General features: G+C 67.5%; 24 protein-coding genes. 21 read left to right on the top strand and 3 right to left on the bottom strand.

Annotated features, from left to right (window positions below):
* The first annotated feature begins 8 nt into the window (after positions 1 to 8).
* The 8 genes from AB7E83_RS09880 (at position 9) to AB7E83_RS09845 (ending at position 7,031) form a co-directional block, all read left to right on the top strand.
* A complete protein-coding gene (locus AB7E83_RS09880; RefSeq protein WP_428568478.1) occupies positions 9 to 959 on the top strand; it encodes a hydroxymethylglutaryl-CoA lyase in 951 nt (316 codons plus the stop codon).
* The gene (locus tag AB7E83_RS09875; protein WP_428568475.1) at positions 952 to 2,160 is read left to right on the top strand and encodes a CaiB/BaiF CoA transferase family protein; all 1,209 of its coding nucleotides are present in this window, start codon (positions 952 to 954) and stop codon (positions 2,158 to 2,160) included. Before AB7E83_RS09880 ends, AB7E83_RS09875 begins: the two co-directional genes overlap by 8 nt.
* Positions 2,161 to 2,208: 48 nt before the next feature.
* On the top strand, positions 2,209 to 3,195 hold the full coding sequence (locus AB7E83_RS09870; protein WP_428568472.1) for a Bug family tripartite tricarboxylate transporter substrate binding protein: 987 nt from the start codon (positions 2,209 to 2,211) through the stop codon (positions 3,193 to 3,195).
* Between the two features lie 49 nt (positions 3,196 to 3,244).
* Positions 3,245 to 4,069: an undecaprenyl-diphosphate phosphatase gene (locus AB7E83_RS09865; RefSeq protein ID WP_428568469.1), complete on the top strand. Its 825-nt coding sequence runs from the start codon at positions 3,245 to 3,247 to the stop codon at positions 4,067 to 4,069.
* A 112-nt stretch (positions 4,070 to 4,181) separates the two neighbouring features.
* Positions 4,182 to 4,976 carry a transporter substrate-binding domain-containing protein gene (locus tag AB7E83_RS09860; protein ID WP_428568466.1) on the top strand — a complete coding sequence of 265 codons (795 nt, stop codon included), beginning with the start codon at positions 4,182 to 4,184 and terminating at the stop codon, positions 4,974 to 4,976.
* Positions 4,977 to 4,995: 19 nt separating this feature from the next.
* Positions 4,996 to 5,658, top strand: a complete 663-nt coding sequence (locus tag AB7E83_RS09855; RefSeq protein WP_428568463.1) for an amino acid ABC transporter permease — start codon at positions 4,996 to 4,998, stop codon at positions 5,656 to 5,658.
* A gap of 1 nt (position 5,659) precedes the next feature.
* Positions 5,660 to 6,313 carry an amino acid ABC transporter permease gene (locus tag AB7E83_RS09850; RefSeq protein ID WP_428568460.1) on the top strand — a complete coding sequence of 218 codons (654 nt, stop codon included), beginning with the start codon at positions 5,660 to 5,662 and terminating at the stop codon, positions 6,311 to 6,313.
* Positions 6,297 to 7,031 carry an amino acid ABC transporter ATP-binding protein gene (locus tag AB7E83_RS09845; RefSeq protein ID WP_428568457.1) on the top strand — a complete coding sequence of 245 codons (735 nt, stop codon included), beginning with the start codon at positions 6,297 to 6,299 and terminating at the stop codon, positions 7,029 to 7,031. The genes AB7E83_RS09850 and AB7E83_RS09845 overlap by 17 nt, the downstream gene beginning before the upstream one ends.
* A gap of 34 nt (positions 7,032 to 7,065) precedes the next feature.
* Here AB7E83_RS09845 and AB7E83_RS09840 read toward each other — a convergent pair whose 3' ends face one another.
* On the bottom strand, positions 7,066 to 7,893 hold the full coding sequence (locus AB7E83_RS09840; protein ID WP_428568455.1) for a peptidase: 828 nt from the start codon (positions 7,891 to 7,893) through the stop codon (positions 7,066 to 7,068).
* On the bottom strand, positions 7,890 to 10,472 hold the full coding sequence (gene mutS, locus AB7E83_RS09835; protein WP_428568452.1) for a DNA mismatch repair protein MutS: 2,583 nt from the start codon (positions 10,470 to 10,472) through the stop codon (positions 7,890 to 7,892). Before mutS ends, AB7E83_RS09840 begins: the two co-directional genes overlap by 4 nt.
* Before the next feature lie 238 nt (positions 10,473 to 10,710).
* Between mutS and AB7E83_RS09830 the strand changes: the two genes are divergently transcribed.
* The 4 genes from AB7E83_RS09830 to AB7E83_RS09815 all read left to right on the top strand — a co-directional run bounded on the left by AB7E83_RS09830 (position 10,711) and on the right by AB7E83_RS09815 (position 13,878).
* On the top strand, positions 10,711 to 12,231 hold the full coding sequence (locus tag AB7E83_RS09830; protein WP_428568449.1) for a tyrosine-type recombinase/integrase: 1,521 nt from the start codon (positions 10,711 to 10,713) through the stop codon (positions 12,229 to 12,231).
* A gap of 106 nt (positions 12,232 to 12,337) precedes the next feature.
* Complete coding sequence (locus tag AB7E83_RS09825) at positions 12,338 to 12,562, top strand: hypothetical protein (RefSeq protein ID WP_428568446.1); 225 nt, start codon at positions 12,338 to 12,340, stop codon at positions 12,560 to 12,562.
* 6 nt (positions 12,563 to 12,568) lie between these two features.
* A complete protein-coding gene (locus AB7E83_RS09820) occupies positions 12,569 to 13,099 on the top strand; it encodes a hypothetical protein (RefSeq protein ID WP_428568443.1) in 531 nt (176 codons plus the stop codon).
* A 47-nt stretch (positions 13,100 to 13,146) separates the two neighbouring features.
* Entirely contained in the window at positions 13,147 to 13,878 is a 732-nt protein-coding gene (locus AB7E83_RS09815) for a hypothetical protein (RefSeq protein WP_428568440.1), read from the top strand.
* Positions 13,879 to 13,940: 62 nt separating this feature from the next.
* On the opposite strand, the gene AB7E83_RS09810 is transcribed toward AB7E83_RS09815, so the two are convergent.
* Positions 13,941 to 14,933 carry a hypothetical protein gene (locus AB7E83_RS09810; protein ID WP_428568438.1) on the bottom strand — a complete coding sequence of 331 codons (993 nt, stop codon included), beginning with the start codon at positions 14,931 to 14,933 and terminating at the stop codon, positions 13,941 to 13,943.
* 235 nt (positions 14,934 to 15,168) lie between these two features.
* Between AB7E83_RS09810 and AB7E83_RS09805 the strand changes: the two genes are divergently transcribed.
* The 9 genes from AB7E83_RS09805 to AB7E83_RS09765 all read left to right on the top strand — a co-directional run bounded on the left by AB7E83_RS09805 (position 15,169) and on the right by AB7E83_RS09765 (position 23,893).
* Positions 15,169 to 15,648, top strand: a complete 480-nt coding sequence (locus AB7E83_RS09805) for a hypothetical protein (RefSeq protein ID WP_428568435.1) — start codon at positions 15,169 to 15,171, stop codon at positions 15,646 to 15,648.
* A 235-nt stretch (positions 15,649 to 15,883) separates the two neighbouring features.
* On the top strand, positions 15,884 to 16,627 hold the full coding sequence (locus tag AB7E83_RS09800; RefSeq protein WP_428568432.1) for a transglutaminase-like domain-containing protein: 744 nt from the start codon (positions 15,884 to 15,886) through the stop codon (positions 16,625 to 16,627).
* A gap of 80 nt (positions 16,628 to 16,707) precedes the next feature.
* Complete coding sequence (locus AB7E83_RS09795; RefSeq protein WP_428568429.1) at positions 16,708 to 17,064, top strand: hypothetical protein; 357 nt, start codon at positions 16,708 to 16,710, stop codon at positions 17,062 to 17,064.
* Positions 17,065 to 17,169: 105 nt separating this feature from the next.
* Complete coding sequence (locus AB7E83_RS09790; RefSeq protein ID WP_428568425.1) at positions 17,170 to 18,348, top strand: TolC family protein; 1,179 nt, start codon at positions 17,170 to 17,172, stop codon at positions 18,346 to 18,348.
* Complete coding sequence (locus tag AB7E83_RS09785) at positions 18,345 to 18,896, top strand: hypothetical protein (protein WP_428568422.1); 552 nt, start codon at positions 18,345 to 18,347, stop codon at positions 18,894 to 18,896. Before AB7E83_RS09790 ends, AB7E83_RS09785 begins: the two co-directional genes overlap by 4 nt.
* Positions 18,893 to 20,005, top strand: coding sequence for an efflux RND transporter periplasmic adaptor subunit (locus AB7E83_RS09780; RefSeq protein ID WP_428568419.1), 1,113 nt, complete (start codon positions 18,893 to 18,895; stop codon positions 20,003 to 20,005). The genes AB7E83_RS09785 and AB7E83_RS09780 overlap by 4 nt, the downstream gene beginning before the upstream one ends.
* A 7-nt stretch (positions 20,006 to 20,012) precedes the next feature.
* On the top strand, positions 20,013 to 23,126 hold the full coding sequence (locus AB7E83_RS09775; RefSeq protein ID WP_428568416.1) for an efflux RND transporter permease subunit: 3,114 nt from the start codon (positions 20,013 to 20,015) through the stop codon (positions 23,124 to 23,126).
* A gap of 39 nt (positions 23,127 to 23,165) precedes the next feature.
* Complete coding sequence (locus AB7E83_RS09770) at positions 23,166 to 23,543, top strand: hypothetical protein (protein WP_428568413.1); 378 nt, start codon at positions 23,166 to 23,168, stop codon at positions 23,541 to 23,543.
* Positions 23,540 to 23,893, top strand: coding sequence for a hypothetical protein (locus AB7E83_RS09765; protein WP_428568411.1), 354 nt, complete (start codon positions 23,540 to 23,542; stop codon positions 23,891 to 23,893). Before AB7E83_RS09770 ends, AB7E83_RS09765 begins: the two co-directional genes overlap by 4 nt.
* The last annotated feature ends 34 nt before the right edge of the window (positions 23,894 to 23,927 follow it).

The following is a 23,927-nucleotide window of genomic DNA, read 5'->3' as shown; positions in this document are numbered from 1 at the left end:
CCTGCCTCATGACGCACCCTACAAGCTCCGGACCCCGTCACGCCATCCTCCGCGAAGTCGGCCTGCGCGACGGCCTGCAAAGCGTCGCGACGATCGTTCCCACGGCGGCCAAGCTCCAGTGGATCCGCGACGCCTACGACGCGGGCGAACGCGAGATCGAAGTCGGCTCCTTCGTGCCGCCGCGCCTGCTGCCGCAGCTCGCGGACACGGCCGAAGTCCTTGCCTTCGCGCAGACGCTGCCGGGGCTCAAGGCCTCCGTCCTGGTGCCCAACCTCAAGGGCGCCGAGCGCGCCATCGAGTGCAAGGCCGAGGCGATGCTGCTGCCGCTGTCGGCCAGCTACAAGCACAGCCTCGCCAACCTGCGCAAGACGCCCGAGGAGGTGGTTGCCGACATCGCGCGCATCCGCGATGCGCGGGACGCGATGGGTGCGAAGACGAAGATCGAAATCGGCATTTCCACCGCCTTCGGCTGCACGATCCAGGGCGACGTTCCCGAGGACGAAGTCGTGCGCCTCGTGAAGGCCGTGCTCGACGAAGGCGTCGACGCGGTGGGCCTCGCCGACACGGTGGGCTATGCCGACCCCGCGCAGGTGAAGCGCCTGTACGAGAAGGTGCTGCGCGTGGCGGGCGACAAGCTCGACTGCGCGCACTTCCACGACACGCGCGGCCTGGGCCTTGCGAACTGCTTCGCGGCGTGGGAGATGGGCATCCGCCGCTTCGATGCGTCCATCGCCGGCATCGGCGGCTGCCCGCATGCGCCGGGCGCGAGCGGCAACGTCGCCATGGAAGACGCCGCGTACATGTTCGCGAGCATGGGCGTGGACACCGGCCTGGATTTCGACAGGCTGATCGCGCTGCGCGGCCGCGTGGGGCAGTGGCTGCAGGGCGAGGCGCTGCACGGCAACGTGTGGCGCGCGGGCCTGCCGAAGACGATGAAGAAGGAGGCCGAGCATGCCTGAGCCGACCCCTGAGGTCCCGCAGCCGCTGAAGGGCCTGCGCGTCGTCGAGTTCACCCACATGGTGATGGGCCCCACCTGCGGCATGGTGCTCGCGGACATGGGCGCCGAGGTCATCAAGGTCGAACCCGTGGCCGGCGAGAACACGCGCCGGCTGCTCGGCGCGGGCGCGGGCTTCTTCCCCATGTTCAACCGCAACAAGAAGAGCATCGGCCTCGACCTGCACAACGCCGAGGGCGTCGAACTCGCGCGCCGGCTGTGCGCGACGGCCGACGTGGTGGCCGAGAACTTCAAGCCCGGCACGATGGTCAAGTACGGCCTCGACTACGACTCCCTGGCGAGGACGAACCCGAAGCTGATCTACGCCAGCCACAAGGGCTTCCTGCCCGGCCCCTACGACCACCGCACCGCGCTCGACGAAGTGGTGCAGATGATGGGCGGCCTGGCCTACATGACCGGCCGTCCCGGCGACCCGCTGCGCGCGGGCTCCAGCGTCAACGACATCATGGGCGGCCTCTTCGGCGCGATCGGCGTGCTCGGCGCGCTGGTGCAGCGCGGCATCACGGGCAAGGGCATGGAAATCCAGTCCGCGCTGTACGAGAACAACGTGTTCCTCGTCGGCCAGCACATGCTGCAGTTCGCCATGACCGGCAAGCACCCGGCGCCGATGCCCGCGCGAATCAGCCCCTGGGCGATCTACGACGTGTTCTCCGTCGGCAACGGCGAGGAGCAGATCTTCCTGGCGGCCGTGAGCGATGCGCAGTGGCGGGGTTTTTGCGATGCGCTGGGCTTCGCGGACCTGAAGGCCGAGCCCGAGCTGGCCACCAACAACCAGCGCGTCGAGCAGCGCCCGCGCCTGCTGAAGACGCTCGGCGAGCGCCTGCGCCATCGCAGCGCGTCCGAGCTGGCATCGCTGATGGAGAAGGCGGGCTTGCCCTTTGCCCCGATCCGAAAACCCGAAGACCTGTACGATGACGAACACCTGCTCGCCACGGGCGGCCTGGCGGACATGACCCTGCCGGACGGCCCGAAGGCGGGCGAGAAGGTGAAGACCACGCTGTTCCCCATCACGATGGAGGGGCAGCGCCTCGGCGTCCGCCTGGACCCGCCGCGGCTGGGCGAACACAGCCGCGAGCTGCTCGCCGGCCTCGGACTCGCGGATGCCGAGATCGACGAACTGCGCGCCAAGGCCATCGTGGCCTGAGCGCGCCATGTTCATGTCCATGTATTTGCACCAGGAGACACCCCCACCATGAACCGCCGCCAATTCACGCAGACCGCGCTGACCTCCCTCGCATCGTTCGCCGCCGTCGGCGGCGCAATCTCGCCGCTGGCGGCCTTCGCGCAGTCGGGCACCGTCAAGTTCGTCCTGCCCAACGCCACGGGCTCCGGCGTCGACGCGATCACGCGCGCCGCCGCGCCCGCGCTCGGCCGGGCGCTCGGCGCCAACGTGGTGGTCGAGAACCAGCCCGGCGCGGGCGGCGTGCTCGGCCTGCAGACGCTCGCGAAGTCGGCGCCGGACGGCAGCACGCTGTCGGTCGTGTCGAACAACGTCGTGATCTTCCCGAGCGTCCTGAAGTCGCTGCCTTTCGACATGCCCGGCGACTTCACGCCCATCGCGGTGGTCGGCTCCACGCCCATGGTGCTCGTAGCCAACCCGTCGAAGGTGGCGGCGAGCAACGGCCGCGAATTCATCGCCCTGCTCAAGGGCAAGCCGGGCCAGTACAACTTTGGCTCCGGCGGCAACGGCACCATCCTGCACCTTGCCGGGGAGCTTGTGATGGAGGCCGCCGGCACGTCGGCCAAGCACATCCCGTACAAGGGCGTCGGTCCGATGGTGACCGACCTGCTGGGCGGCCAGATCGACTTCGCCGTGGCCGCGCTGCCGAGCGTGCAGCAGCACATCCGCTCGGGCGCCGTCAAGGCGATCGGCACGCTCACGCCGCAGCGCGTGGCCGCCGCGCCCGAGGTCGCGACCTTCGCCGAACAGGGCCTGAACAATTTCTCCGTCGAGGCGTGGTTCGCCGTGATCGGCCCGAAGGGCATGTCGGCCGCCAACGTGAAGAAGGCGCACGACGCCGTGGTGGCCGCCTTCGCCGACCCGGCGGTGCGCGAGACGATGGCCAAGCAGGGCAACACCATCGCCATCAGCACGCCCGAGCAGGCGCAGGCCGCCTTCCGCGCGGAACTCGCGAAGTACGCGGCGCTCGTGAAGAAGGTGGGCCTCGAGCCCCAGTGATCGGCGGCCACGGCGATAATCCGCGCTTCTATCAAGCGAGGGAGCGCGCGTGGATCTGCTGTTGCTGCTGAAGGCGGCCGTCATGGGGGTGGTGGAGGGGCTCACCGAGTTCCTTCCCATCTCCAGCACCGGGCACCTCATCCTGGCGGGCGCGCTGCTGGGCTTCGACGACGAGAAAAGCAAGGTCTTCGACATCGCGATCCAGACCGGCGCGATCCTCGCCGTCATCATCGTGTACTGGCAGAAGATCCGCACGGTGGTCGCCGGCCTGCCCACGCAGGCGCAGGCGCGGCGCTTCACGGCCAACGTCGCCATCGGCTTCTTCCCCGCCGTCGTCCTCGGCCTGGCGCTGGGCAAGGCGATCAAGGAACACCTCTTCACGCCGGGCGTGGTCGCCACCGCCTTCATCATCGGCGGCTTCATCATCCTCTGGGCCGAGCGGCGCACGCAGTCGCATGTGCGCGTGCAGGAGGCCGACGACATGACCTGGAAGGACGCGCTGAAGGTCGGCCTGGTGCAGTGCCTCGCGATGATCCCCGGCACGAGCCGCAGCGGCGCCACGATCATCGGCGGCATGCTGCTGGGGCTGTCTCGCAAGGCCGCGACCGATTTCTCCTTCTACCTTGCCATTCCGACCCTGATCGGCGCGGGCGCGTACAGCCTGTTCAAGGAGCGGCACCTGCTTTCCGTGGCCGACCTGCCGATGTTCGGCGTGGGGCTGGTGTTCTCGTTTCTCAGCGCGTGGGTGTGCGTGCGCTGGCTGCTGCGCTACATCTCGAGCCACAGCTTCGTGCCCTTCGCCTGGTATCGCATCGCGTTCGGCGTGATCGTGCTGGCGACCTCGATGACCGGGCTCGTGCAGTGGCAAGCCTGAGGTCTGCGCTGCACCGGGGGATCGCGACGAGCGTGAAATTGGCCTAGGGTCTTCTGGGCACGGGAGTTGCTTGGGGCTTGTCGCAAGACAACCGAACCCCAGGAGACCCCGCATGATCCCCAGCAAGCGCCGATTCGCGACCGCCATGGCGGCGGCCGCCCTCGCAATCGGCTTCGGCGGCGCGCACGCGCAAGCCGCCCTCGACAACGTGATGAAGGCGAAGAAGATCGTCATCGCCATCCCCACCGACTTCCCGCCCTACGGCTTCGTCGGCGTGGACCTCAAGCCGCAGGGGCTGGACATCGACATGGCCAACTACATCGGCGCGAAGCTCGGCGTGCCGGTGGAACTGGTGCCGGTGACAAGCGCCAACCGCATTCCGTACCTGCAGACGAACAAGGCGCACCTGGTCATCTCCACGCTCGGCAAGAACCCGGAGCGCGAGAAGGTGATCGACTTCACCGTCGCCTATTCGCCGTTCTTCCAGGCCGTGTTCGCGCCCAAGTCGCTCAACGTCAAGAGCTTCGCCGACCTGGCCGGAAAGAGCGTCGCCGTGACGCGCGGCGCGATCGAGGACCAGGAGCTCACCAAGGTCGCGCCGCCCAAAGCCGACATCAAGCGTTTCGAGGACAACAACGCCACTGTCTCCGCCTTCGTGTCGGGGCAGACGCAGGTGATCGCGACCGGCGCGTCGGTCGCCGGCAACATGATGCAGCGCAACCCGCAGCTCGGCGCCGAATACAAGCTGCTGCTGAAGGACAGTCCCAATTTCATCGGCGTGGCCAAGGGCGAGGACAAGCTGCGCCTGAAGGTCAACGAGATCATCGTGGCGGGCAAGAAGGCCGGCGACATCGACAAGATGGCGCAGAAGTGGCTGGGCCGCCCGGCCGGCACGCTGCCCGAGTAAGGCGCGAGCGGACCGCCGCGTGCGCATCGCGCTCGACTTCGCCGCCGTGCTGTCGCAGTGGCCGCTGCTGCTGCACGGCGTGGCGTGGACGCTCGGCCTCACCGTGATCTCGGCCATCGCCGGCATCGCGGTGGGCGTCGCGGCGGCCTGGGCGCGCATCCACGGGCCGACGTGGCTCGCCGCACTCGCGGGCGCCTACGTCGAGCTGGTGCGCAACACGCCTTTCATCGTGCAACTGTTCTTCGTGTTCTTCGGCCTGCCCGCGGCCGGAGTGAAGCTGTCGCCCGAAGCGGCGTCGATCATCGCGATGGTGGTGAACCTCGGCGCGTATGCCACCGAGATCATCCGCGCCGGCGTGGAGGCCACGCCGCGCGGCCAGATCGAGGCCGCCATGAGCCTCGCGCTCACGCGCGCGCAGGTGTTCATGCGCGTCGTGCTGCCGCCCGCGCTGCGCAAGGTCTGGCCCGCGCTCGTGAGCCAGGTGATCATCGTCATGCTGGGTTCGGCGGTCTGCGGACAGATCGCCACGCAGGAACTGAGCTATGCCGCCAACCTGATCCAGAGCCGCAATTTCCGCGCGTTCGAAGCGTTCATCGTCGCGACGGCGATCTACCTGTTGCTCTCCATCGCCGTTCGCCGCCTGATGAACTGGCTCGGCCCGCGCTTTCTCTTCGGGCGTTGAGATGGTCGAGTTCTCCACCTGGGACATCGTGCGCAACCTGCTCCTGGCCGCGCGGTGGACGGTGCTGCTCTCGCTTATCGCCTTCGTCGGCGGCGGGCTCGTGGGGCTGGCGCTGCTGGTGGCACGGCTCACGCCCTCGCCCTGGGCGCGGCGCGCCGTCGGTGCGTACGTGCAGCTGTTCCAGGGCACGCCGCTGCTCATGCAGCTGTTCCTGGCGTACTTCGGCCTCGCGCTCTTCGGCATCGACACCTCGCCCTGGGTCGCGGCGGGTATCGCACTCACGCTCTACACCAGCGCATTCCTCGCCGAAATCTGGCGCGGCTGCGTCGATGCGATCCCGCGCGGCCAATGGGAAGCGGCGCGAAGCCTCGCGCTGAATTTCCGCGAGCAGTTGCGGCACGTCGTGCTGCCGCAGGCGCTGCGCATCGCGGTGCCGCCGACCGTGGGCTTTCTGGTTCAGGTCATCAAGGGCACCGCGCTCGCGTCCGTCATCGGCTTCGTGGAACTCACCAAGGCCGGCACGATGATCACCAACGCCACCTTCAAGCCCTTCGTCGTCTACAGCTTCGTCGCGCTGATGTATTTCGCCCTGTGTTATCCGATCAGCCTGTATGCGAAGCGCCTCGAAAGGAAGCTGAATGCCGCCCATCGTTGAGATCGCGGGCCTGCGCAAGTCCTATGGCGCGAACGAGGTGCTCAAGGGCATCGACCTCGCCGTGCAGCCCGGCGAGGTGATCGCCATCATCGGCAAGAGCGGCTCGGGCAAGAGCACGCTGCTTCGCTGCATCAACGGGCTCGAAGCCTTCCAGGCCGGCACGCTCACCGTCGACGGCAAGCCGCTGCTGCAGGACAATCCCGCCGCGATGCGCGAGCTGCGCCAGCGCGTGGGCATGATCTTCCAGAGCTTCAACCTGTTCCCGCACCTCTCGGTGGGCCGCAACGTGATGCTCGCGCCGACGCTCGTGAAGAAGACCGGCGGCGAGGCGGCCGCTGCGCAGGCGCGCAAGCTGCTCGAACGGGTGGGCCTCGCGGAGAAATTCGCGTCGATGCCCGATCAGCTTTCCGGCGGCCAGCAGCAGCGCGTGGCGATCGCCCGCGCGCTCGCGATGGAGCCGGCCGTTTTGCTGTGCGACGAGATCACCAGCGCGCTCGATCCCGAGCTCGTGGGCGAGGTGCTGAAGGTCGTGGAAGGTCTTGCCGACGAGGGCATGACCCTGCTCATGGTCACGCACGAAATGAACTTCGCGCGCAAGGTCGCCGATCGCGTGATCTTCATGCACCAGGGGCGCGTCCACGAGATGGGGCCGGCGCAGGACGTCTTCGGCAATCCGCGGTCGGCGGAGCTGCGGCAGTTTCTGTCGTCGCTGCATTGACCGCGAAACGCGGCACCGCCCCCGGGATCAGCCGTTAGATCAACCGCTCTTCCGGCCGCGTGATCTTCTTCAGCGGCTTGCTGCGCGTGTCGTCCACCTTCAGCGGCGTGTCGGTGTGCGCGTCGTCCCAGACCGGATCGTCGAGGCTGTCGAACACCTCGCGCAGCTTCTGCCCCCAGCTCGAATGCAGCATGCGGAAGTAAGGGTTCTGCATGTCGATGCACACCACCTTGTCTGTCTCGAAGCGGTTGGCCTCGTAGACCACCAGGTCGAGCGGGGGGCCGACCGAGAGGTTGGACTTCATCGTCGAATCCATCGACACGAGCGCGCACTTGGCGGCCTCGTCGAGCGCCGTCTCCGGCGTGATCACGCGGTCGAGCACAGGCTTGCCGTACTTGTATTCGCCGATCTGGAAGTAGGGCGTCTCGGGCGTCGCCTCGATGAAGTTGCCCGCCGAATAGACCTGGAACAGGCGCATGCCTTCGCCGCGGATCTGGCCGCCGAAGATCACGTTGACGTTGAACTCCACGCCGGCATGCTTCAGCGCCTTCGCGTCGCGGTCGTACACGTGCCGAACGGCCTGCCCGAGCACGCGGCAGGCATCGAACATGCTCGTGGCGTTCCAGATCGTGATGGGGTCGGACTCGTCGCTCTCCTTGAGCTGCTCGACCTGCAGCATCTCGCGCACCGACTGCGAGATGCTCAGGTTGCCCGCCGACAGCAGCACCATGAAGCGGTCGCCCGGCTTCTCGTAGACGATCATCTTGCGGAAGGTGCTGATGTTGTCCACACCCGCGTTGGTGCGCGAGTCGGAGAGGAAGACGAGTCCGTCGTTGAGTTTGATGCCGACGCAGTAGGTCATGTCTTGGCTGCCAGTTTCTTCAGGGAGTACAGCGCATCGAGGGCTTCGCGCGGCGTGAGCGCGTCGGGGTCCACGCCCGCCAGCGCCGCCTCGACGGCGCTGGGCGCCGCCGCCTCGGCCGCGGGCGGCGGGGCAAACAAGTCTACCTGCTCGCGCGCGTCGTCCTGGTGCTTTTCGAGTGCGGCCAAGGTATGGCGCGCATGGTTGACGACGACGGTCGGCATGCCCGCGAGGCGCGCGACCTGGATGCCGTAGCTGCGGCTGGCGGGGCCGCCCTGGATCTCGTGCAGGAAGACGATGTCGCTGCCCGACTCGGTCGCGCTCACATGGACGTTGACGGCGCAGTGATGCTTCGCGGGGAAATCCGTCAGCTCGAAATAGTGCGTCGCGAACAGCGTGAACGATTGCGCCTTGTCGTGCAGGTGCGCGGCGATGCCCGAGGCGAGCGCGAGCCCGTCGAAGGTCGACGTGCCGCGCCCGATCTCGTCCATAAGCACGAGGCTGTGCGGCGTGGCCGCGTGCAGGATCTGCGCGGCCTCGGTCATCTCCACCATGAAGGTCGACTGCGCATTGGCCAGGTCGTCCGCCGCGCCGATGCGCGTGTGGATCGCGTCGATCGGCCCGATGCGCGCGCTCTGCGCGGGCACGTACGAGCCGATGGACGCGAGCAGCACGATCAGCGCGACCTGCCGCATGTACGTCGACTTGCCGCCCATGTTGGGGCCCGTGATGATCTGCATGCGCAGCTTCGGGCCGAGGCGCGTGTCGTTGGCGATGAAGGCGCCGCCGCTCGTCTCGGCAAGGCGCGCTTCGACGACGGGGTGCCGGCCGCGCGCGATGTCGATGCCGGGTTCCTTCGTGAACTGCGGCTTCGACCAGTGCAGCGTGAGGGACCGCTCGGCGAGTGCGCAGAGGGCGTCGAGCGAGGCGATGGCGCTCGCGAGCTTCGTGAGCGCCGGGACGTGCGCCTGCAGGTCGTCGAGCAGCGCCTCGTAGATGAACTTCTCGCGCGCGAGCGCACGTTCCTGCGCCGAGAGCGCCTTGTCCTCGAAGGCCTTGAGCTCGGGCGTGATGAAGCGCTCGGCGTTCTTCAGCGTCTGCCGCCGCCTGAAATCGGCGGGCACTTTGTCGAGCTGTCCCTGGCTCACTTCGATGTAGAAGCCGTGGACCTTGTTGAACTGAACGCGCAGGTTGGCGATGCCCGTGCGCGCGCGCTCGCGCGATTCGAGTTCGAGCAGGAAGCCGTCGCAGTTGTCCTGGATCGCACGGAGCTCGTCGAGCTCGGCATCGAAGCCGGCGGCGATGATGTTGCCGTCGCGGACCAATGCCGCGGGCTCCGCGAGCAGCGTTCGGTGCAGCCTTTCCTTGCAGCCCGAAGGCGGCACGAGATCCGCCGCGATCTTCGCGAGCAAGCTCGCCCCCCCGCTGGGGGAGGGTTGGGGCGGGGGCATGCGCGCCACGACCCCGGCCTTCTCCAGCGACTGCTTCAGGCCCACGAGCTCCCGGGGCCGCGCCTGCCTCAAGGCAATCCGCGCGGTGATCCGCTCGACGTCGTTGACCCCCTTGAGTTCATCGCGCAGGAGACGCCACGGCCCTTCGCGCAGTTGTTCGATGGCATCGTGCCTTCGCTGCGCGAGGTTCCGTTCGCGCCGCGGTTGCAGGAGCCAGGACTTCAGCATGCGGCTGCCCATGCCCGTCATGCACGTGTCGAGCAGCGAGAAGAGCGTGGGCGAATCCTCGCCGCGCAGGGTCTGCGTGAGTTCGAGGTTTCGCCGCGTGGTCAGCGGCAGATCGATCAGTTCGTCGTCGCGCTGCACCTGCAGGCTGCGCACGTGCGAGAGCGCACGGCCTTGCGTGTGTTCGGCGAATGCGAGCAGCGCCGACGCCGCGGCATGCGCATGCGCGAGATCGCTGGCGCTCCAGGCGTCGAGGGACGCCGCGCCGAGCTGTTCGAGCAATTTGCGCGTGCCCAGCCCGCCGTCGAACTGGAAGGCGGGTCGTTGCGTGAGCGCGAAGGTGACATTCGTCTTCAGCGCCTTGAGACGCAGCTGGAACGCCGCCGTCGCGTCCGCGCTGAACAGCAGTTCGCTCGGCGCGATGCGCGCGATCCAGCCTTCGACGTCGTCGGACGCGCATTCGGCGAGCTGCACCGCGCCCTGCGTGACGCTCAGCCAAGCGAGCCCGCAGCGGTTGCGCGCACCCTGCTGCACGGCCAGCAGGACCGCCTCCGACTTGTCGTTGAGCAGTTCGGTATCGGTCAGCGTGCCCGGCGTGACGACGCGCACGACCTTGCGTTCCACCGGCCCCTTGGACGCGCCGACCTCGCCGACCTGCTCGCAGATCGCGACGGACTCGCCGAGCCGGATGAGACGGGCGAGATAGCCTTCGACGGAGTGGAACGGGACGCCCGCCATGACGACCGGCTCGCCCGCCGACATGCCGCGTTTGGTGAGCGTGATGTCCAGCAGCCGTGCGGCCTTCTCCGCGTCGGCGAAGAAGAGTTCGTAGAAGTCGCCCATGCGGTAGAAGACGAGCGTGTCGGGGTGCTCCGCCTTGATGGCCAGGTACTGCTGCATCATTGGCGTATGGCCCTCCGTCTTCGGGCTCTTCGTCTCTGTCGCTGCGGAAATCCCCTTCTCAGTCAACAAGTTAGGTCCAATCTCTATCGACCGCTAACGGTCGGAATCGCTCTCTGTCGGTGGTAGTCGGCGGTCCGCCAAAACCGCCAACTCGGCGCCAAATTATCCGCGCTGCTCCATAATCGCTCATCTTTGGCGGAAAGCCGTGCCAGGCCTCCGCCAACTCCTGGGAGCCTTCGTGAAGCTGCAACTCACCAGAGACCTCGTCTCCAACCTCAGTCTCGCGGTCGAGCCGCACGCGGGCGAGCCGATGGAGAAATGGGAGAGCCTTACCCGGAAGCGCCACCAAGAGCTCCTGGCCGAGGGCAAGCAGCCGCCTTCGAATTATCTGGTTTACGACACGCACCGCGACGCTCCTGTTGGGTTCGCGCTGCGAGTTGGCAAGAAGGCGTCGATTTTTCTTGTCGAGAAGATGGTCGCCGGCAAAAAGCTCAAGATCCACGTGGGCTTGGCATCCGGCCGAAAAGGCGCCGAGAAGCAGATGCCGTTGGGCACGGCGCGCGAGGAGGCTTTCAAGCTCGTGGAGGTCGCCCGCAAGCACGGGACGAATCCCAAAAAGATCGCGGACAAGGTGGAGGCCGCCGAGCTGACCTTCGGACAGGTCTGGGACGCCTACATCAAGCACTTGTTGGAGCGCGAGGACGACCCGATCAAACCGAATTCCGAGCTGTCGGTGCGCAAGGCGCGCGACAAATTCAAGGATTGGGAGGACCGGAAGGTGCGGCTGATCACGGCCGCGGAGGTCATCGAACGCTTCGACTACCACGCGAAGACGCTCGCGCACAAGACGGCGGCCGAGGCGATGGGGCGTTGGGCCACCGCCGCAGTGAACCACGCGATCGACATCGAAGTTCACGACGCGCATGCTGAGGGCAGGGTGCCGGCCCTCACCTACAACCCCTTCACCATCCTGCACGCGAAGAAGAAATACCGAAGCGCCAAGCAGTTGGAGCGCGACTACGCGAAGAAGGGGATCCGCAACCCGCTCTCGTTCTCCGAGTCGGTCGGCCCCTTCGTGCAGGCCGCCTGGGAATACCGCCGTGAGAACCCGGTCGCTGGCGACTTTCTGATCCTCGACCTGCTTTGGGGCCTGCGCGGCGACGAGTGCCGCACGTTCAAGTGGCGCGACCGGATCACGGACGCCGAGGCCGTGACCGACCGATGGATCGACATGGACAAGAAGGTGGCGCGCGTGAACGACGCGAAGAACCGGGGAGATCACGAGTTCCCGATCGGCCCCTGCGCCATGGAGCTCTTGAAGCTGCGGCGCGAGTCTCAGCTCGAAGGGACCCTCTGGGTGTTTCCCGCCAGGTCGGTCAACTCCGAGAAGGGACACTACTCCGACCCGAGCGTAGCTATGAACACGGTCAAGGAGCGCGCCGGCATCAAGGTCCTGCGCGGCCACGACCTGCGGCGCACCTTTGGCGCGGCGTGCGAGAAGCTTGGCTTCACCGATCGGCAGACCAAGCGGATGCTTGGCCACGGAGTGGCCGCGGGCGAGACGCTCGGGCGCTACACGTCGCCAGAATGGGCAGACATCGCGAACCGCATGGCCAAGATCGAGGAGCTGATCCTCGCGACCGCCCCCGACGTCTACAACGCGCTGCGGCCTCGCAACCGGGCTCGGATCGAAGGCGGCACCGAGGCCAAGATCGATCCGGCGCGCGCCATGAGGGCGGCCAGGCGGCTCCCGAGGTGATCGCCATGAGGGCTCCTGTTCTGACGGACGGGCCTAATCTGTCCGTTCGAGCGCTTTTCCTTGACCTGCTGCCGTGTCATGGTAGAAATGTCTCCCAGGAGAACCAATGAGCAGCCGCAAACGCCCCGGAAACGACTTCATGGCATTCACCCCGGCGGTGGGTTCCGCGACGCCGTCGACCGGACGGGCCCGGGTTCGCGCCAACCCGACTCCTGCGCGATTCGTTGAGAAGGACGTTTCCGAGCTCCCCTCCGACGACGACTTGGCCGCGGCATGGGATCGCGTGCCCGACGCCGTCAAGGCGGCCTTCGGCTACTCCCCCAAGAAGTAGCCGGCCATGGCGACTCGCCTAAGCCCGCTTGAGATCGTCAGGTGCAGGTTCCCCGAGCGGGGCGATCCCACCCGCGCCGCCCAAGGTTTCCACCGGGTCCTGGTCGCGCGCGTCATCCAAGAGGCGAATGGCAAGCAGTGGGCGTTGGTGGTCTTCGGCACGGGCCAGGGCACCATCGAAAAGAACGGTCCGCCTTGCGGGCCTGCCGAGATCGACCTCGACGCCGGCAACGGCACCGGTTTGGACGAGCAGACGCGGTTTCACTTCGCTAAGCACGTCGCGCTGCCGGTGGAAGAGCCTTTCTTTCCAGACGATCCGAACACGCTGAAACGAGGCAGAGTGCCGCTTGCTCAGAAGCAGCGGGTGATCGACATCATTGAATCGGTGCTCCCCAGCCCGGCCATGGCGTCCAAGACAATGGCTGCGCCTGCGCAGCCGGAGATCAAGGTTCGAAGGAAACTGACGCTTGGATCCAAGCCACAACCTGCGGAAGGCGCGAGCGGGCTGCCGATGGAACCTGGGGCTGACGCGGCCTAATCGGGAGGCGCCGGGCTCCTAGAATGGCTCAACCACTAAGGAGAGCCATGGCGACAGCGGGCAAGGTCACGCCTTTGCGGCAGGAAGGCGGGGCGGCGAAGAAACCGAAGACGGGCGGCCGGACCAAGAAGAGCGTGGACCAGATGCTGGTCGAGGCGCGGGTGCGCAACGAGCTCGCGCCAATGGACGACTCCACCGACGTGCCGGCGACTCTGGCGGCCATCTACCTTGGCGTCTCGGAAGACACGCTGCTCGAACTCCGAAAGCCAGCTCCTGAGCGCTCTGGCGGCGAGCATGGCGGCGACGGCCCGCCCTTCTACAAAGTGACGCTTCCCGGCGCGCGAGGCCAGAACCAGGCGGTGATGTATCCATTGGGCGGGCTGCGCGAATACAAGAAGAAGCGCACGGGCGTGACCTCGCACGAGGTCGCCGTGAAGTCGGGGATGCTGGGCTGGGTGTCCGCCCGCGAGCCGTTCTTCGCCGAGCCGCTCTCCACTGAGAGGCAGGCTCGAGACATCCTCATCGCGCCAGCTTGGGACTTCGACGAGCCCAAGCGCGAGGAGCTCTTCGAAGCCCTGCTGCGAGGCGAGATCCGCTGCGTCTGGCTCCCGCCGTTCGAGGCCGCGAGGGCCCGTTGGGCCAGCGAAGCCAGGCATCGCTCGTTCGTCAAGCCTTGGCTGCGGACGATGGTCGATGAAGCCGCGGCCGTCGAGGCCGCCATCGAGGGCACTGGGATCCACGAGGCTGCGAACGAAGCCAGCCCCGCTCCGTCAGCGTAGTAGAGCGAAGCTAGCGGGGCCTGCCGGCTCTGTTCTGGTCGCCTTTGAGGCGCCAGGTTGGCCTATATCGGGCCGCCCGGCTTCTTCCACCTGTCCTTGCGCACGTCCTGCTCCGGCTCCGGACTTGCCTCGGGAATGTGGACCTTGATGGTCGTTCGCTCTTTCTCGACGACGGCGGCACGCAGGATCTCCTTGATCTCGCGCCCGACGTCGGGGTCGTAGCCGCCGTCCTCGTCGAAGTCCAAAACGCTGCGCCCGTCGTAGACGCAAGCCGGATCCGCCCCGAGCTCCAACAACAGCTTCACCGCAGGCAGGTTCTCCTCGCGCGCGGCTGCCCAAAGCGGTGGTTGGCTGGACCAGGCCTTGTCCCCGATCTCCACGCCTTCCAAGGCGGCGCCTCCTTCGATAAGCACCCGCAAGATCGGGAGCAACGCCTCGTCGTGGACGGTCGCGACCTTGGCCGCGAGACCAATGAATCCCTGGTCGCAGTCCGGGTCGGCGCCCTTCGCCAGCGCGCGGCGCACCTTGTCGATGTCGCGGTCGGCGACCGCGTTTTGCAGCTCGATGTCAACCTTCTCCTGCTCGAAGGATCTGCGGTCCATGAGCGCCGTTTCTGAGAACTCCCCCGTCTCCTCGAAGCGCCAGAACTCCCTCACCACGCGGACGATGCCCAACGTCTGAGCTTGGACGGCCACCGCTCGCCAGAGCTTCGCCTCCCGGTCGGGCCAGAGCGCTTCGAAAGACCAAGTGGCCACGCGTCCAGGGTGCGCCCTGGGCGGATCCACGTGGCAATGGCCAAGATGGCCATGCGGCGCCAGCAGCGCGAGCGCCTTCTGTCCCGTGGTGGGCTTCCACTTGCCATGGTCGAGGGCCAGAGGCTTCTCGCCTTGGCTCTCCCGCATCCGGTGCTTCACGCCCACCCTCAGCACGAATTCGGCGAACTCCTTGGTCCAGAGGTCTTTGTTGCCCGTCATTAGCCCAACGAAGATGTCCTCGTCGGACCACTCTTCTTCGAATGGCTCCACTTCCGGCTCGACTGCGTTTCTCTTCGCCATCTTTGTCTCCTTTGGCAACCATGCTACCGGAGCTTCGAGGTGGGACGGCCGCGCGTTGCGCGCCGCGCGCCTTCACTGGAGGCTCTCTTAAACGCCGTTCGCATGAAGCACTTCACGCGCGGCCATGCGGACGTCGCGATAGACTTCGGGCGGCGACCTGCCCGGTCGCCCAGATGGCGCATGGATCTTGGGGAGCTTCGCGCCCGCTCCCCGAGCCTTTCGATAGGACACCTCCATGCGGATCAACCATCCTGGCGCCGGCGGCACGCCTGCTCCACACCATTCCACGTCGACGGATCGGCCCCTGAGGGGCTTCTACGAGTTCGTCCGCGGCCATCTCGCCGTCTTCAATGGGCTCGTGCTCACCGCCGGATCTCTCGCGGGCCTGGTGAACTACTTCGCTCCGGGAATGAAGGCCGTGTCGGTCGTCATCTATTCGGCCGTCGCGGCGCTCGCCACCCTCATGGCGGTCGCTGCGCTCTGGCCGGCTCTCGTCGCCGAGGCCGTCGGCCGCGCCGGCGTAGGAGTCGGCGCGCGTCCGCCAGGCCAGGCGCTGCGTCCGCCGACGCCTTTGAGCTGCCCAGCCCTCGCGCCGGCGCGCCGGCCGCGATGGACCGGCTCGAGGGCCGCCGCTCGCCGCGCGGGCCCGACGCTTCGGACTCGCGCGCGCCGGAAGCTGCCGGTCAGCAGCATGCGCGCGGCCAGGATCCAATGATGGGAGGAGGCGGGGTCCGTGGATGCCGAGCCGAGAGGCAGGCCGGGGACTCCGCGCCAACGCTGACGCTCCGCGCTCCCGGCAGGCGGTTGTCCACAGAATCTGTGGAACAACGACTGGGGCTGAATCTCGAACTCCCCGGCCGATCGCGCCCGCTTGACCTTCCACCCGCTAGAGGGTTTCCAATGACTTCACGGCGACACCGACGCCGCGAAATCAACAAGAAGGAGCCGAGATGGACCGCGAGAAGCTGCTGGCGAAAACGACTCTGCTCGACTTCGAGCATCCGAGCATCCAGGGCCTTATCCGCGCGCGCGGGTGGGCGAATCTGCCCGAGCGGGAGCGCATCGGCGCGATCTACGACTTCGTGCGCAATGAAGTCGCCTTCGGCTACAACCTGGCCGACGACCTGCCGGCCTCCCAGGTGCTCGCGGACGGGGTCGGGCAATGCAACACCAAGGGCACGCTGTTCATGGCCCTGCTGCGCGCAGCGGGCGCGCCCTGCCGCTTCCACGGCTTCACCATCGACAAGGCCTTGCAGAAGGGCGCGATCACCGGCGTCGCCTATGCCCTGGCCCCGCGCGACATCATCCACAGCTGGGTGGAGGTCTGGTTCGAGGGCCGCTGGGTCGAGCTCGAGGGCTTCATCTTGGACAAGGACTACCTCTCGAAGCTCCAGGAGCGCTTCGGCGACCAGGAGGGGGCCTTCTGCGGCTTCGGCGCGGCGACGCCGGACTTGAAGAACCCGGGAGTGGAGTGGACGGGCGCGAACACCTACATCCAGAAGGACGGCATCAACCGCGACTTCGGCGTCTTCGACGATCCGGACTCTTTCTACGCCAAGCACGGCGCGAACCTGTCGGGCGTCAAGAAGTGGCTGTTCCAGGGCGTGGTCCGCCACTGGATGAACCAGAATGTCGCGCGAATCAGAGGCTGGGGCGGCCCAGCGGACGCTCCGCCCAAGGCGAAGACGGCATAGGCCCAGCCCCGCTGTTGAAAGGCTCTTGCATCCCGCTTTTGTCTGTGAGAACTTCAAGGCCTATAGAATCGATCCATCCGATGAGACGCCTCTTCATCCTGTTGCTCGCTTTGATCCTGCCCATGCAAATGAGCTGGGCCGCGACGCATTTCTGCGACGACGAGCGCTTGGTCGCGCAGGCGGTGGCCGCGGCTGGAATGGGCGAGCACGTCCACGAGGCGGCGGCGGCCGAGCAGTCGGACGCGCAGGCGGAGAAGATCGCCGACGCCTGCTGCGGGGCGGCCCATGGCTGCCACGGCCTGCACCACCTGATGGGGCAGGCGGACCCCGAGTTCGCGCCTCGCGCGGCCGCTCAGATGCCGGCGCCGTCCGGCGCGGCGCCTCCCATCTCCGAGGCGCGCTCGCGCATCGAGCGCCCGAATTGGCTCGCCGCCTGACGGCGGGCCGCGACAACTCAAACCCTTTTCCTCGCGGTTCGCCGAAGCAGTCGTCAGTTTCGACCTTCGGAGAACTCAATGCTTTTTTCATCAGCGCGGCCGCGCATGGCCGCGGTCGCTGGACTGTTGGCGCTCGCCTTTTCGGCAGGCGCGCAGACCCCCCGCCCGACGCTGCGCGACGCCGTCGACGCGGCTTGGCATCTCAGCCCGCAGGCGCGCGCGCTCGCCAATCGCCAAGCTGAGCTCGACGCTCGCGCCCGCGCCGCAGGCTCCTTTTTGGCAGGCGCGCCCACCGTGTCGTTGGCCCACAAGGCGGGCCGAGGCGCGGCGAGCGGCGCCCAGGAGACGGAGGCCGAGATCTCGGCGCCGCTCTGGCAGCCCAAGCTGCGTTCGGCCACGGCGAGCCAAGTCGAGGCCGACCGCGCCGCCCTCGCCGCCCAGATCGCGGCCGCCAAGTTGAAGCTGGCCTCCGAGGCGCGAGAGGTCGCGGCGGCGGCGGCCTTGGCCGAGACGCAATTGGAGCTCGCGACGCGCAAGATGGCGGAGGCGCAGGCGCTGGCATCCGACACCGAGCGACGCGTGAAGGCGGGCGAGAGCGCGCGGGTCGACGCCCTTCGAGCCGGCTCGGCGCTTAGCGAGGCGGAGTCCGCCCGCGCGGGCGCAGAGGGCGCCCTGGCGCGCGCGCTGGCGAATTGGCGCGCCCTCACCGGGCTCCCGCAGCCGGCCGCGCTCGACGAGGCCCAAGGGGCGGAAGGCGCGCACCCGCTCGTGCAAGCCGCGGAAGCGCAAGCCCGCGCGGCGCGCTCCAAGCTCGAAGTCACCGAGGCCGACCGTCGCGACCCGATGGAAGTCGGCGTTGGCGTGGTGCGCGAGCGACCGGGCGGCGGCGCTCCCACCGAGAGCGCGGTGAGGCTGTCGCTGCGCGTGCCCCTGGGCGGAGACATTCGCAACGGCGCCAGGATCGCGGCGGCGCGCGCGGAGCTCGACGCCGCCGAGGCCGAGCTCGACGCGTCGCGCCGTTTGGCTGCGTCGGAGCGCGAGGCCGCGCTCGCGGAGCTCGAAGCCGCGCGCCGCTCGGAGCGCTTGGCGTTGGAGCGCGAGCGATTCGCGCGCGAAGCCCAAGAGCTCATCGCCAAGTCCCACCGGCTCGGCGAGACCGACCTCCCCACCAGGCTGCGCGCCGACGCCGAGAGGTTCGAGGCCGAGCTCGCGCGAGCGCGCACCGCCATCGACGCGCGCCGCGCCTTGTCAAAACTCAATCAGGCCAACGGAGCCATGCCATGAACAAGAAGATAGCTCCCGCCTTCCGAGCGGCCCTGGCGGCACTGGCGCTCGCCTGCCTCCCCTCGCTTGCCGACGACGGCCACAACCACGGAGCGGAGCCGGCCGCGGCCGAAGGCCGAGCCAGCCCGCGCGTCGAGGCGCACTCGGACCTTTTCGAACTCGTCGGCGTCGTCGAGAAGGGGCAGATGACGGTGTATCTGGACCGCTACGCCACCAACGAGCCGGTGACGAACGCCAAGATCGAATTCGAGTCCGGCTCCCAGAAGGGCGCGGCTAGCCCGCAGCCCGACGGCACCTACCTGATCAATTTCGACGCGCTCTCCAAGCCCGGCGAGCTTCCCTTCTCCTTCACGGTCTCGGCCGGCTCGGACACCGACCTGCTCGCAGGCGAGCTCCACATGGAAGACCCGCACGCGCGCGAGGAGGCCGCGGCCAAGCCCTGGCTTCGCTGGGCGGGTCTGGCAGCAGCCGCCTTGGCCGCTTTGGCCGCCGCCCTCTACGCCATTCGCAAATTCTCGAGCCGTCGCGCCCAAAGGACAGTGGCATGAACAAGAACATCAAACCCTACGCGATCGCCTTGGCCGCGCTGCTCGCGCTCGCTCCCGCTTGGGCGGGACCCGAACACAATCATGGCGAGTCGACGCCGGCGGCCACAGGCAACGCGCCCAAGCGACTTCCCGATGGAAGCGTGTTCCTTCCGAAGAACTCGCAGCGCCAGCTCGCCGTGCGCACCGTGGTCGCCGAGGAGCGCTTGGCGCCGCAGTCCGTCGAGCTGACCGGTCGCGTCGTCATGGATTCGAACTCCGGAGGCCGCGTGCAGCCGACCCAAGCGGGTCGCGTCGAGGCGGGCCCGCGGGGACTGCCGCGACTCGGGCAGCGCGTCCAAAAGGGGGAGGCGCTCGCCGTCGTGCGCTCCTCGGCGTCCGCCATCGAGCGGGGCAACCAGCAGGCGCAGAGCGCGGAGCTTCGCGCGCAGCTGGATCTCGCGAGGCGGCGCGTCGACCGGCTGTCGCAGCTCGAAGGCACCGTGCCCCAGAAGGAAATCGAGGCGGCGCGCTCGGACGTCGTGAGCCTCCAGCAGCGCGTGGCCGCCGTGAGCGCGTCGGTGTCGGCGGTGGAGACCCTCGCGGCTCCCGTGTCGGGCGTGGTCTCGGCGATCAACGTCGTGGCCGGCCAGGTCGTGGACGCGCGCGAGATCCTCTTCGAGATCGTGGACCCCTCCAAGCTGATCGTCGAGGCGCAGGCCTTCGACGTGGCGCTGCTTAGCAACATCGGGGCTGCGAGCGCCGCTCCCGCGCCGGGGGTCTCGGTGCCTCTGAGCTTCATGGGGGCGGGGCGCGCGCAGCGCGAGGGCGCCATCCCCTTGCAGTTCCGCACGACGGGCTCCGCCGAAGTCCCCATGGCGGTCAACCAGGCGGTGAAGGTCCTGGTGCACACCAAAAGCATGGTCAAGGGCGTGGCGGTCCCCGCCGCCGCCGTCGTGAAGAGCGCGTCGAACCAGGACATGGTCTGGGTGCACGCGGGCGCCGAGACGTTCCAGGCGCGCCCCGTGCGCGTCGTCCCGTTGGACGGCGCGTCCGTGTCGGTGGTCGATGGCCTCAAAGCCGGCGAGCGGGTCGTGACCCAAGGCGCCGCCTTGGTCAACCAGGTCAGGTGAGGCGCGGATGTTCGACAAATTAGTCCGCTTCTCGCTCCACAACCGGCTGATCGTCGCAGTCGCGGCGATCGTCCTGATGTTCTACGGCGTCTTCACGTTGGCGCGCATGCCCGTGGACGTCTTTCCGGATCTGAACAAGCCTACCGTCACGCTGCAGGCCGAGGCCGGCGGCATGGCGCCGGAGGAGGTCGAGCAGCTCATCACGGTGCCGCTCGAAACCGCCATGGGCGGCATCCCGGGCGTGGAGAGCATCCGCTCGGTGTCCAGCGTCGGCCTCGCCTTCGTCTACGTCACCTTCGACTGGAAGACCGACATCTACCGCGCGCGCCAGATGGTGGGCGAGCGCCTGTCGACGGCCCGCGAGCAGCTTCCCGCGGGAGTGGAGCACGTGGGCATGGGGCCGGTGAGCTCGATCATGGGCGAGATCATGTCGGTCGCGCTCCCGATCGAGGCCTCCAAGATCAGCGCGATGGCGGTGCGCGAATACGCGGACTTCGTGATCCGCCCCAGGCTCTTGACCATCCCGGGAGTCGCCCAGGTCATCCCCATCGGCGGCGAGGTGCGCCAATACCAGGTGCAGCCCGACACGGCGCGCATGTCGGCGCTGGGAATCACGATCGAGAACATCGAGGACGCCCTCAAAGGCTTCTCCTCGAACACGAGCGGCGGGTTCTTGGAGCTCAACTCCCGCGAATACCTGATCCGCAACATCGGGCGCACGACCCGCATCGAGGACTTGCAGCGGCTTCCGGTGGCGTTCAAGAACAACCAGCCCATCAGCTTGTCGCAGGTGGCGACGGTCGCCTTCGCCCCCGCCATCAAGCGCGGCGACGCGGGCTACAACGGCAAGCCGGCGGTGATCCTGGGAATCCAGAAGCAGCCGGACGCCGACACGGTGAAGCTCACGCAGCGCGTCGAGGAGGCCCTCGCCGGATTCGGGAAGAGCCTGCCGCCGGGCATGGGGGCTCCCATCGTGACGATGCGGCAAGCTAGCTTCATCGAGGCCTCGGTGAACACGCTGCAAGGCAAGTTCCTGGCGGCTGGCGCCGTGGTCGCCGCGATCCTCTACCTGTTCCTGATGAACGTGAGGACGACGGTCATCGCGCTCACGGCCATCCCGCTCTCCGTGATGATCACGGCGCTGGTCTTCCAATACTTCGGCTTCTCCATCAACACGATGACGCTGGGAGGACTGACCATCGCCATCGGGGGCTTGGTCGACGACGCGGTGGTGGGCGTCGAGAACGTGCTGCGCCGATTGAAGATGGATCGAAGCGGGCATCCGGAGCACCGCATGGGGCCGTTGGAGCTCATCGCCAAGTCCACCTTGGAGGTGCGCTCCGCTATCGTCTACGCGACGGTGATCATCGTCCTGGTGCTGCTGCCGCTCTTCTTCCTGCCGGGCATCGAAGGGCGCCTGATGCAGCCCTTGGCGGTGGCCTACATCGTCTCGCTTCTGGCTTCGATGCTCGTGTCGGTCACGGTGACGCCCGTCATGTGCTACTACTTGCTGCCGAGGATGAAGTCGCTCGACCACGGCGACAGCAAGGCGCAGGCGTGGGTCAAGGCACGCTACGAGCGCGGGCTCATGAAGGTCCTGGCGTTCCCCAAGGCTTGGATCGCGGCGGGAGCCGTGGCCACGGTGCTCGCGGCCGTCGCCGTCCCCTTCTTCCCGACGACGTTCCTGCCGCCATTCAACGAAGGCGTGGCTCTCGTGGGTCTGCGCCTGAACCCCGGCACGACGCTGGCCGAGACCACGCGCATCGGAGCGGTCGCGGAGCAAAGCCTGAGGGCGGTGCCCGAGGTGGAGCACGTGGGCAGGAGATCCGGGCGCGCGGAGCTCGACGAGCACGCCGAGGGCGTGCACGTCTCCGAGCTCGACGTGAAGCTCAAACGCAGCGACAGGAGCGTGGAGGAGGTCTACGCGGACCTCAGGTCCCGCGTCGCGTCGCTTCCAGCGGCCATCGGCATCGGGCAGCCGATCAGCCACCGCATCGACCACATGCTCTCGGGAGTGCGCACGCAGATCGCCATCAAGATCTACGGCGACGACCTGGACGCGCTGCGGGGGCAGGCCGAGGCTCTGCGCCAAAAGCTCTCGCGGCTCGAAGGCGTCGTGGACTTGGAAGTCGAGAAGCAGGTTCTCACGCCCCAGATCAAGGTGCGCGTGGACTACGACAAGGCGTTGGGCTACGGGATTCCGCCCGCCAAGCTGCTGCGCGAGCTGCAACTGATGATCGACGGGGAGAAAGTCTCGCAGATCGTGGAGGGCAGCCGCAGGTTCGACCTGGTGCTGCGGCTGCCGGAGGCCTCGCGCGGGATGGAAGGCTTGCGCAACCTGATGATCGACACGCCCGGCGGACGCGTGCCGCTCTCGCAGCTGGCGGTGGTCGAGGAGTCCGACGGCCCCAACCAGATCAGCCGGGACGACGGCAGGCGGCGCATCGTGATATCGGCGAACGCGCAGGGCCGCGCTCTGTCCGACGTCGTCCAGGACATCCGCGCGGCGGCGAACGACACGAAGCTTCCCGAAGGCTACTTCGTCACCATCGGCGGGCAGTTCCAGGCGCAGGAGGACGCGAGCCGCTTGATCGGCCTGCTGTCGATCGCGTCGGTGGCGTTGATCTTCCTGATCCTGTTCTCCCGCTACAAGTCGGCGGTGCTGGCCACGATCATCATGGCCAACATTCCGCTCGCGCTCGTGGGCGCGGTCTTCGGGCTTTGGCTCTCGGGCCAGCCGCTGTCGGTCGCCGCGCTAGTCGGCTTCATCACGCTCGCGGGCATCGCGATCCGCAACGGGATCATGAAGGTCTCGCACTACGTGAACCTCTGCGCGTTCGAAGGCGAGACCTTCGGCGACAAGATGCTCGCGCGAGGCTCTCTCGAACGGCTCACGCCGGTGCTGATGACGGCCTTGGTCGCCGCCCTCGCGCTCTCGCCGCTGCTCTTCGAAGCCGACCGTCCAGGCACCGAGATCCTCCACCCGGTGGCGGTGGTGATCTTCTCTGGACTCATCACATCGACTCTGCTTGACTCGTTCTTGACCCCCGCGATGGTCAAGTTGTTCGGGCGCAAACCGATCGAAAACCTCGTTGCCCAATCGGGCTCCGAAGCCTACTGATCCCCGTTTCTTTTCATCCACCAACCCAAGGAGATATCCATGAAAATAAAAACCTTCCTTCTCGCCGGCGCCATCGCGCTCGCCGGGCCTGCTGCGTTCGCTCAGAAGGACGACCACTCGGCCAAACACGGCGGCATCTTCGTCGAGACCAAGGCGCTCGACTTCGAGATCGTCGCCAAGCCTGGCGTCATCCAGGTCTACGTGGCCGATCACGGCAAGCCGGTGAAGCTCGACGGAGCCAAGGGCAAGGTCACGTTGCTCAATGGCAGCGAGAAGACCGAAGTCGACTTGGCTACTGCTGGCGACAAGCTCGAAGCCAAAGGCGCCTTCAAGGTCGCCAAGGGCACCAAAGGCATCGCCACGGTGACCCTCGCGGGCAAGAGCGCCGCCACCGCCCGCTTCGAGGTGAAGCAATGAACGCGCGCGTCCTAACTCTGATGGCGATGGCCGCGGCGCTCACTGGCTGCGCGTCCACTCCCGTGTTCGAAGGCGGCCGAGCCTGGAACGAAGGCTGGCGGGAGGGCAAGGTCGAGAAGGTCGGCGCCGCCTCCGAGCTTGGCTATCGGCAGACCTACGACTGCCGCTACCGCGCGGACGGGGCCGGGCGCGACGCTCAAGGGCGCTTCGCCGTGGTGGCCGTTCAAAACATGGGCAAGCACCGCCACGTCGTGGCGCCGGTGGAACTCGGGAAGGAGCCCCAGGTCGGAGCCCAGGTGCTGGTCAACTGGCGTGGTTGCGAGCCGCCGATCGCTCAAAGCGGCAAGTGAAAAAAAGGGCGCCGCGAGGCGCCCTTTCCCCTCG

Source organism: Ramlibacter sp. (genome assembly GCF_050250995.1).
Lineage (GTDB): Bacteria > Pseudomonadota > Gammaproteobacteria > Burkholderiales > Burkholderiaceae_C > Ramlibacter.
The sequence above is the reverse complement of the archived record's forward strand: the minus strand, read 5'-3'. Positions and strand labels throughout refer to the sequence as shown.

Bases quoted from the DNA above. Each gene is read 5' to 3' on its own strand.
- AB7E83_RS09880 (WP_428568478.1), top strand. From the start codon at position 9: ATGACGCACCCTACAAGCTCCGGACCCCGTCACGCCATCCTCCGCGAA.
- AB7E83_RS09875 (WP_428568475.1), top strand. From the start codon at position 952: ATGCCTGAGCCGACCCCTGAGGTCCCGCAGCCGCTGAAGGGCCTGCGC.
- AB7E83_RS09870 (WP_428568472.1), top strand. From the start codon at position 2,209: ATGAACCGCCGCCAATTCACGCAGACCGCGCTGACCTCCCTCGCATCG.
- AB7E83_RS09860 (WP_428568466.1), top strand. From the start codon at position 4,182: ATGATCCCCAGCAAGCGCCGATTCGCGACCGCCATGGCGGCGGCCGCC.
- AB7E83_RS09850 (WP_428568460.1), top strand. From the start codon at position 5,660: ATGGTCGAGTTCTCCACCTGGGACATCGTGCGCAACCTGCTCCTGGCC.
- AB7E83_RS09845 (WP_428568457.1), top strand. From the start codon at position 6,297: ATGCCGCCCATCGTTGAGATCGCGGGCCTGCGCAAGTCCTATGGCGCG.
- AB7E83_RS09840 (WP_428568455.1), bottom strand. From the start codon at position 7,893: ATGACCTACTGCGTCGGCATCAAACTCAACGACGGACTCGTCTTCCTC.
- mutS (WP_428568452.1), bottom strand. From the start codon at position 10,472: ATGATGCAGCAGTACCTGGCCATCAAGGCGGAGCACCCCGACACGCTC.
- AB7E83_RS09825 (WP_428568446.1), top strand. From the start codon at position 12,338: ATGAGCAGCCGCAAACGCCCCGGAAACGACTTCATGGCATTCACCCCG.
- AB7E83_RS09820 (WP_428568443.1), top strand. From the start codon at position 12,569: ATGGCGACTCGCCTAAGCCCGCTTGAGATCGTCAGGTGCAGGTTCCCC.
- AB7E83_RS09815 (WP_428568440.1), top strand. From the start codon at position 13,147: ATGGCGACAGCGGGCAAGGTCACGCCTTTGCGGCAGGAAGGCGGGGCG.
- AB7E83_RS09810 (WP_428568438.1), bottom strand. From the start codon at position 14,933: ATGGCGAAGAGAAACGCAGTCGAGCCGGAAGTGGAGCCATTCGAAGAA.
- AB7E83_RS09805 (WP_428568435.1), top strand. From the start codon at position 15,169: ATGCGGATCAACCATCCTGGCGCCGGCGGCACGCCTGCTCCACACCAT.
- AB7E83_RS09800 (WP_428568432.1), top strand. From the start codon at position 15,884: ATGGACCGCGAGAAGCTGCTGGCGAAAACGACTCTGCTCGACTTCGAG.
- AB7E83_RS09795 (WP_428568429.1), top strand. From the start codon at position 16,708: ATGAGACGCCTCTTCATCCTGTTGCTCGCTTTGATCCTGCCCATGCAA.
- AB7E83_RS09790 (WP_428568425.1), top strand. From the start codon at position 17,170: ATGGCCGCGGTCGCTGGACTGTTGGCGCTCGCCTTTTCGGCAGGCGCG.
- AB7E83_RS09785 (WP_428568422.1), top strand. From the start codon at position 18,345: ATGAACAAGAAGATAGCTCCCGCCTTCCGAGCGGCCCTGGCGGCACTG.
- AB7E83_RS09780 (WP_428568419.1), top strand. From the start codon at position 18,893: ATGAACAAGAACATCAAACCCTACGCGATCGCCTTGGCCGCGCTGCTC.
- AB7E83_RS09775 (WP_428568416.1), top strand. From the start codon at position 20,013: ATGTTCGACAAATTAGTCCGCTTCTCGCTCCACAACCGGCTGATCGTC.
- AB7E83_RS09770 (WP_428568413.1), top strand. From the start codon at position 23,166: ATGAAAATAAAAACCTTCCTTCTCGCCGGCGCCATCGCGCTCGCCGGG.
- AB7E83_RS09765 (WP_428568411.1), top strand. From the start codon at position 23,540: ATGAACGCGCGCGTCCTAACTCTGATGGCGATGGCCGCGGCGCTCACT.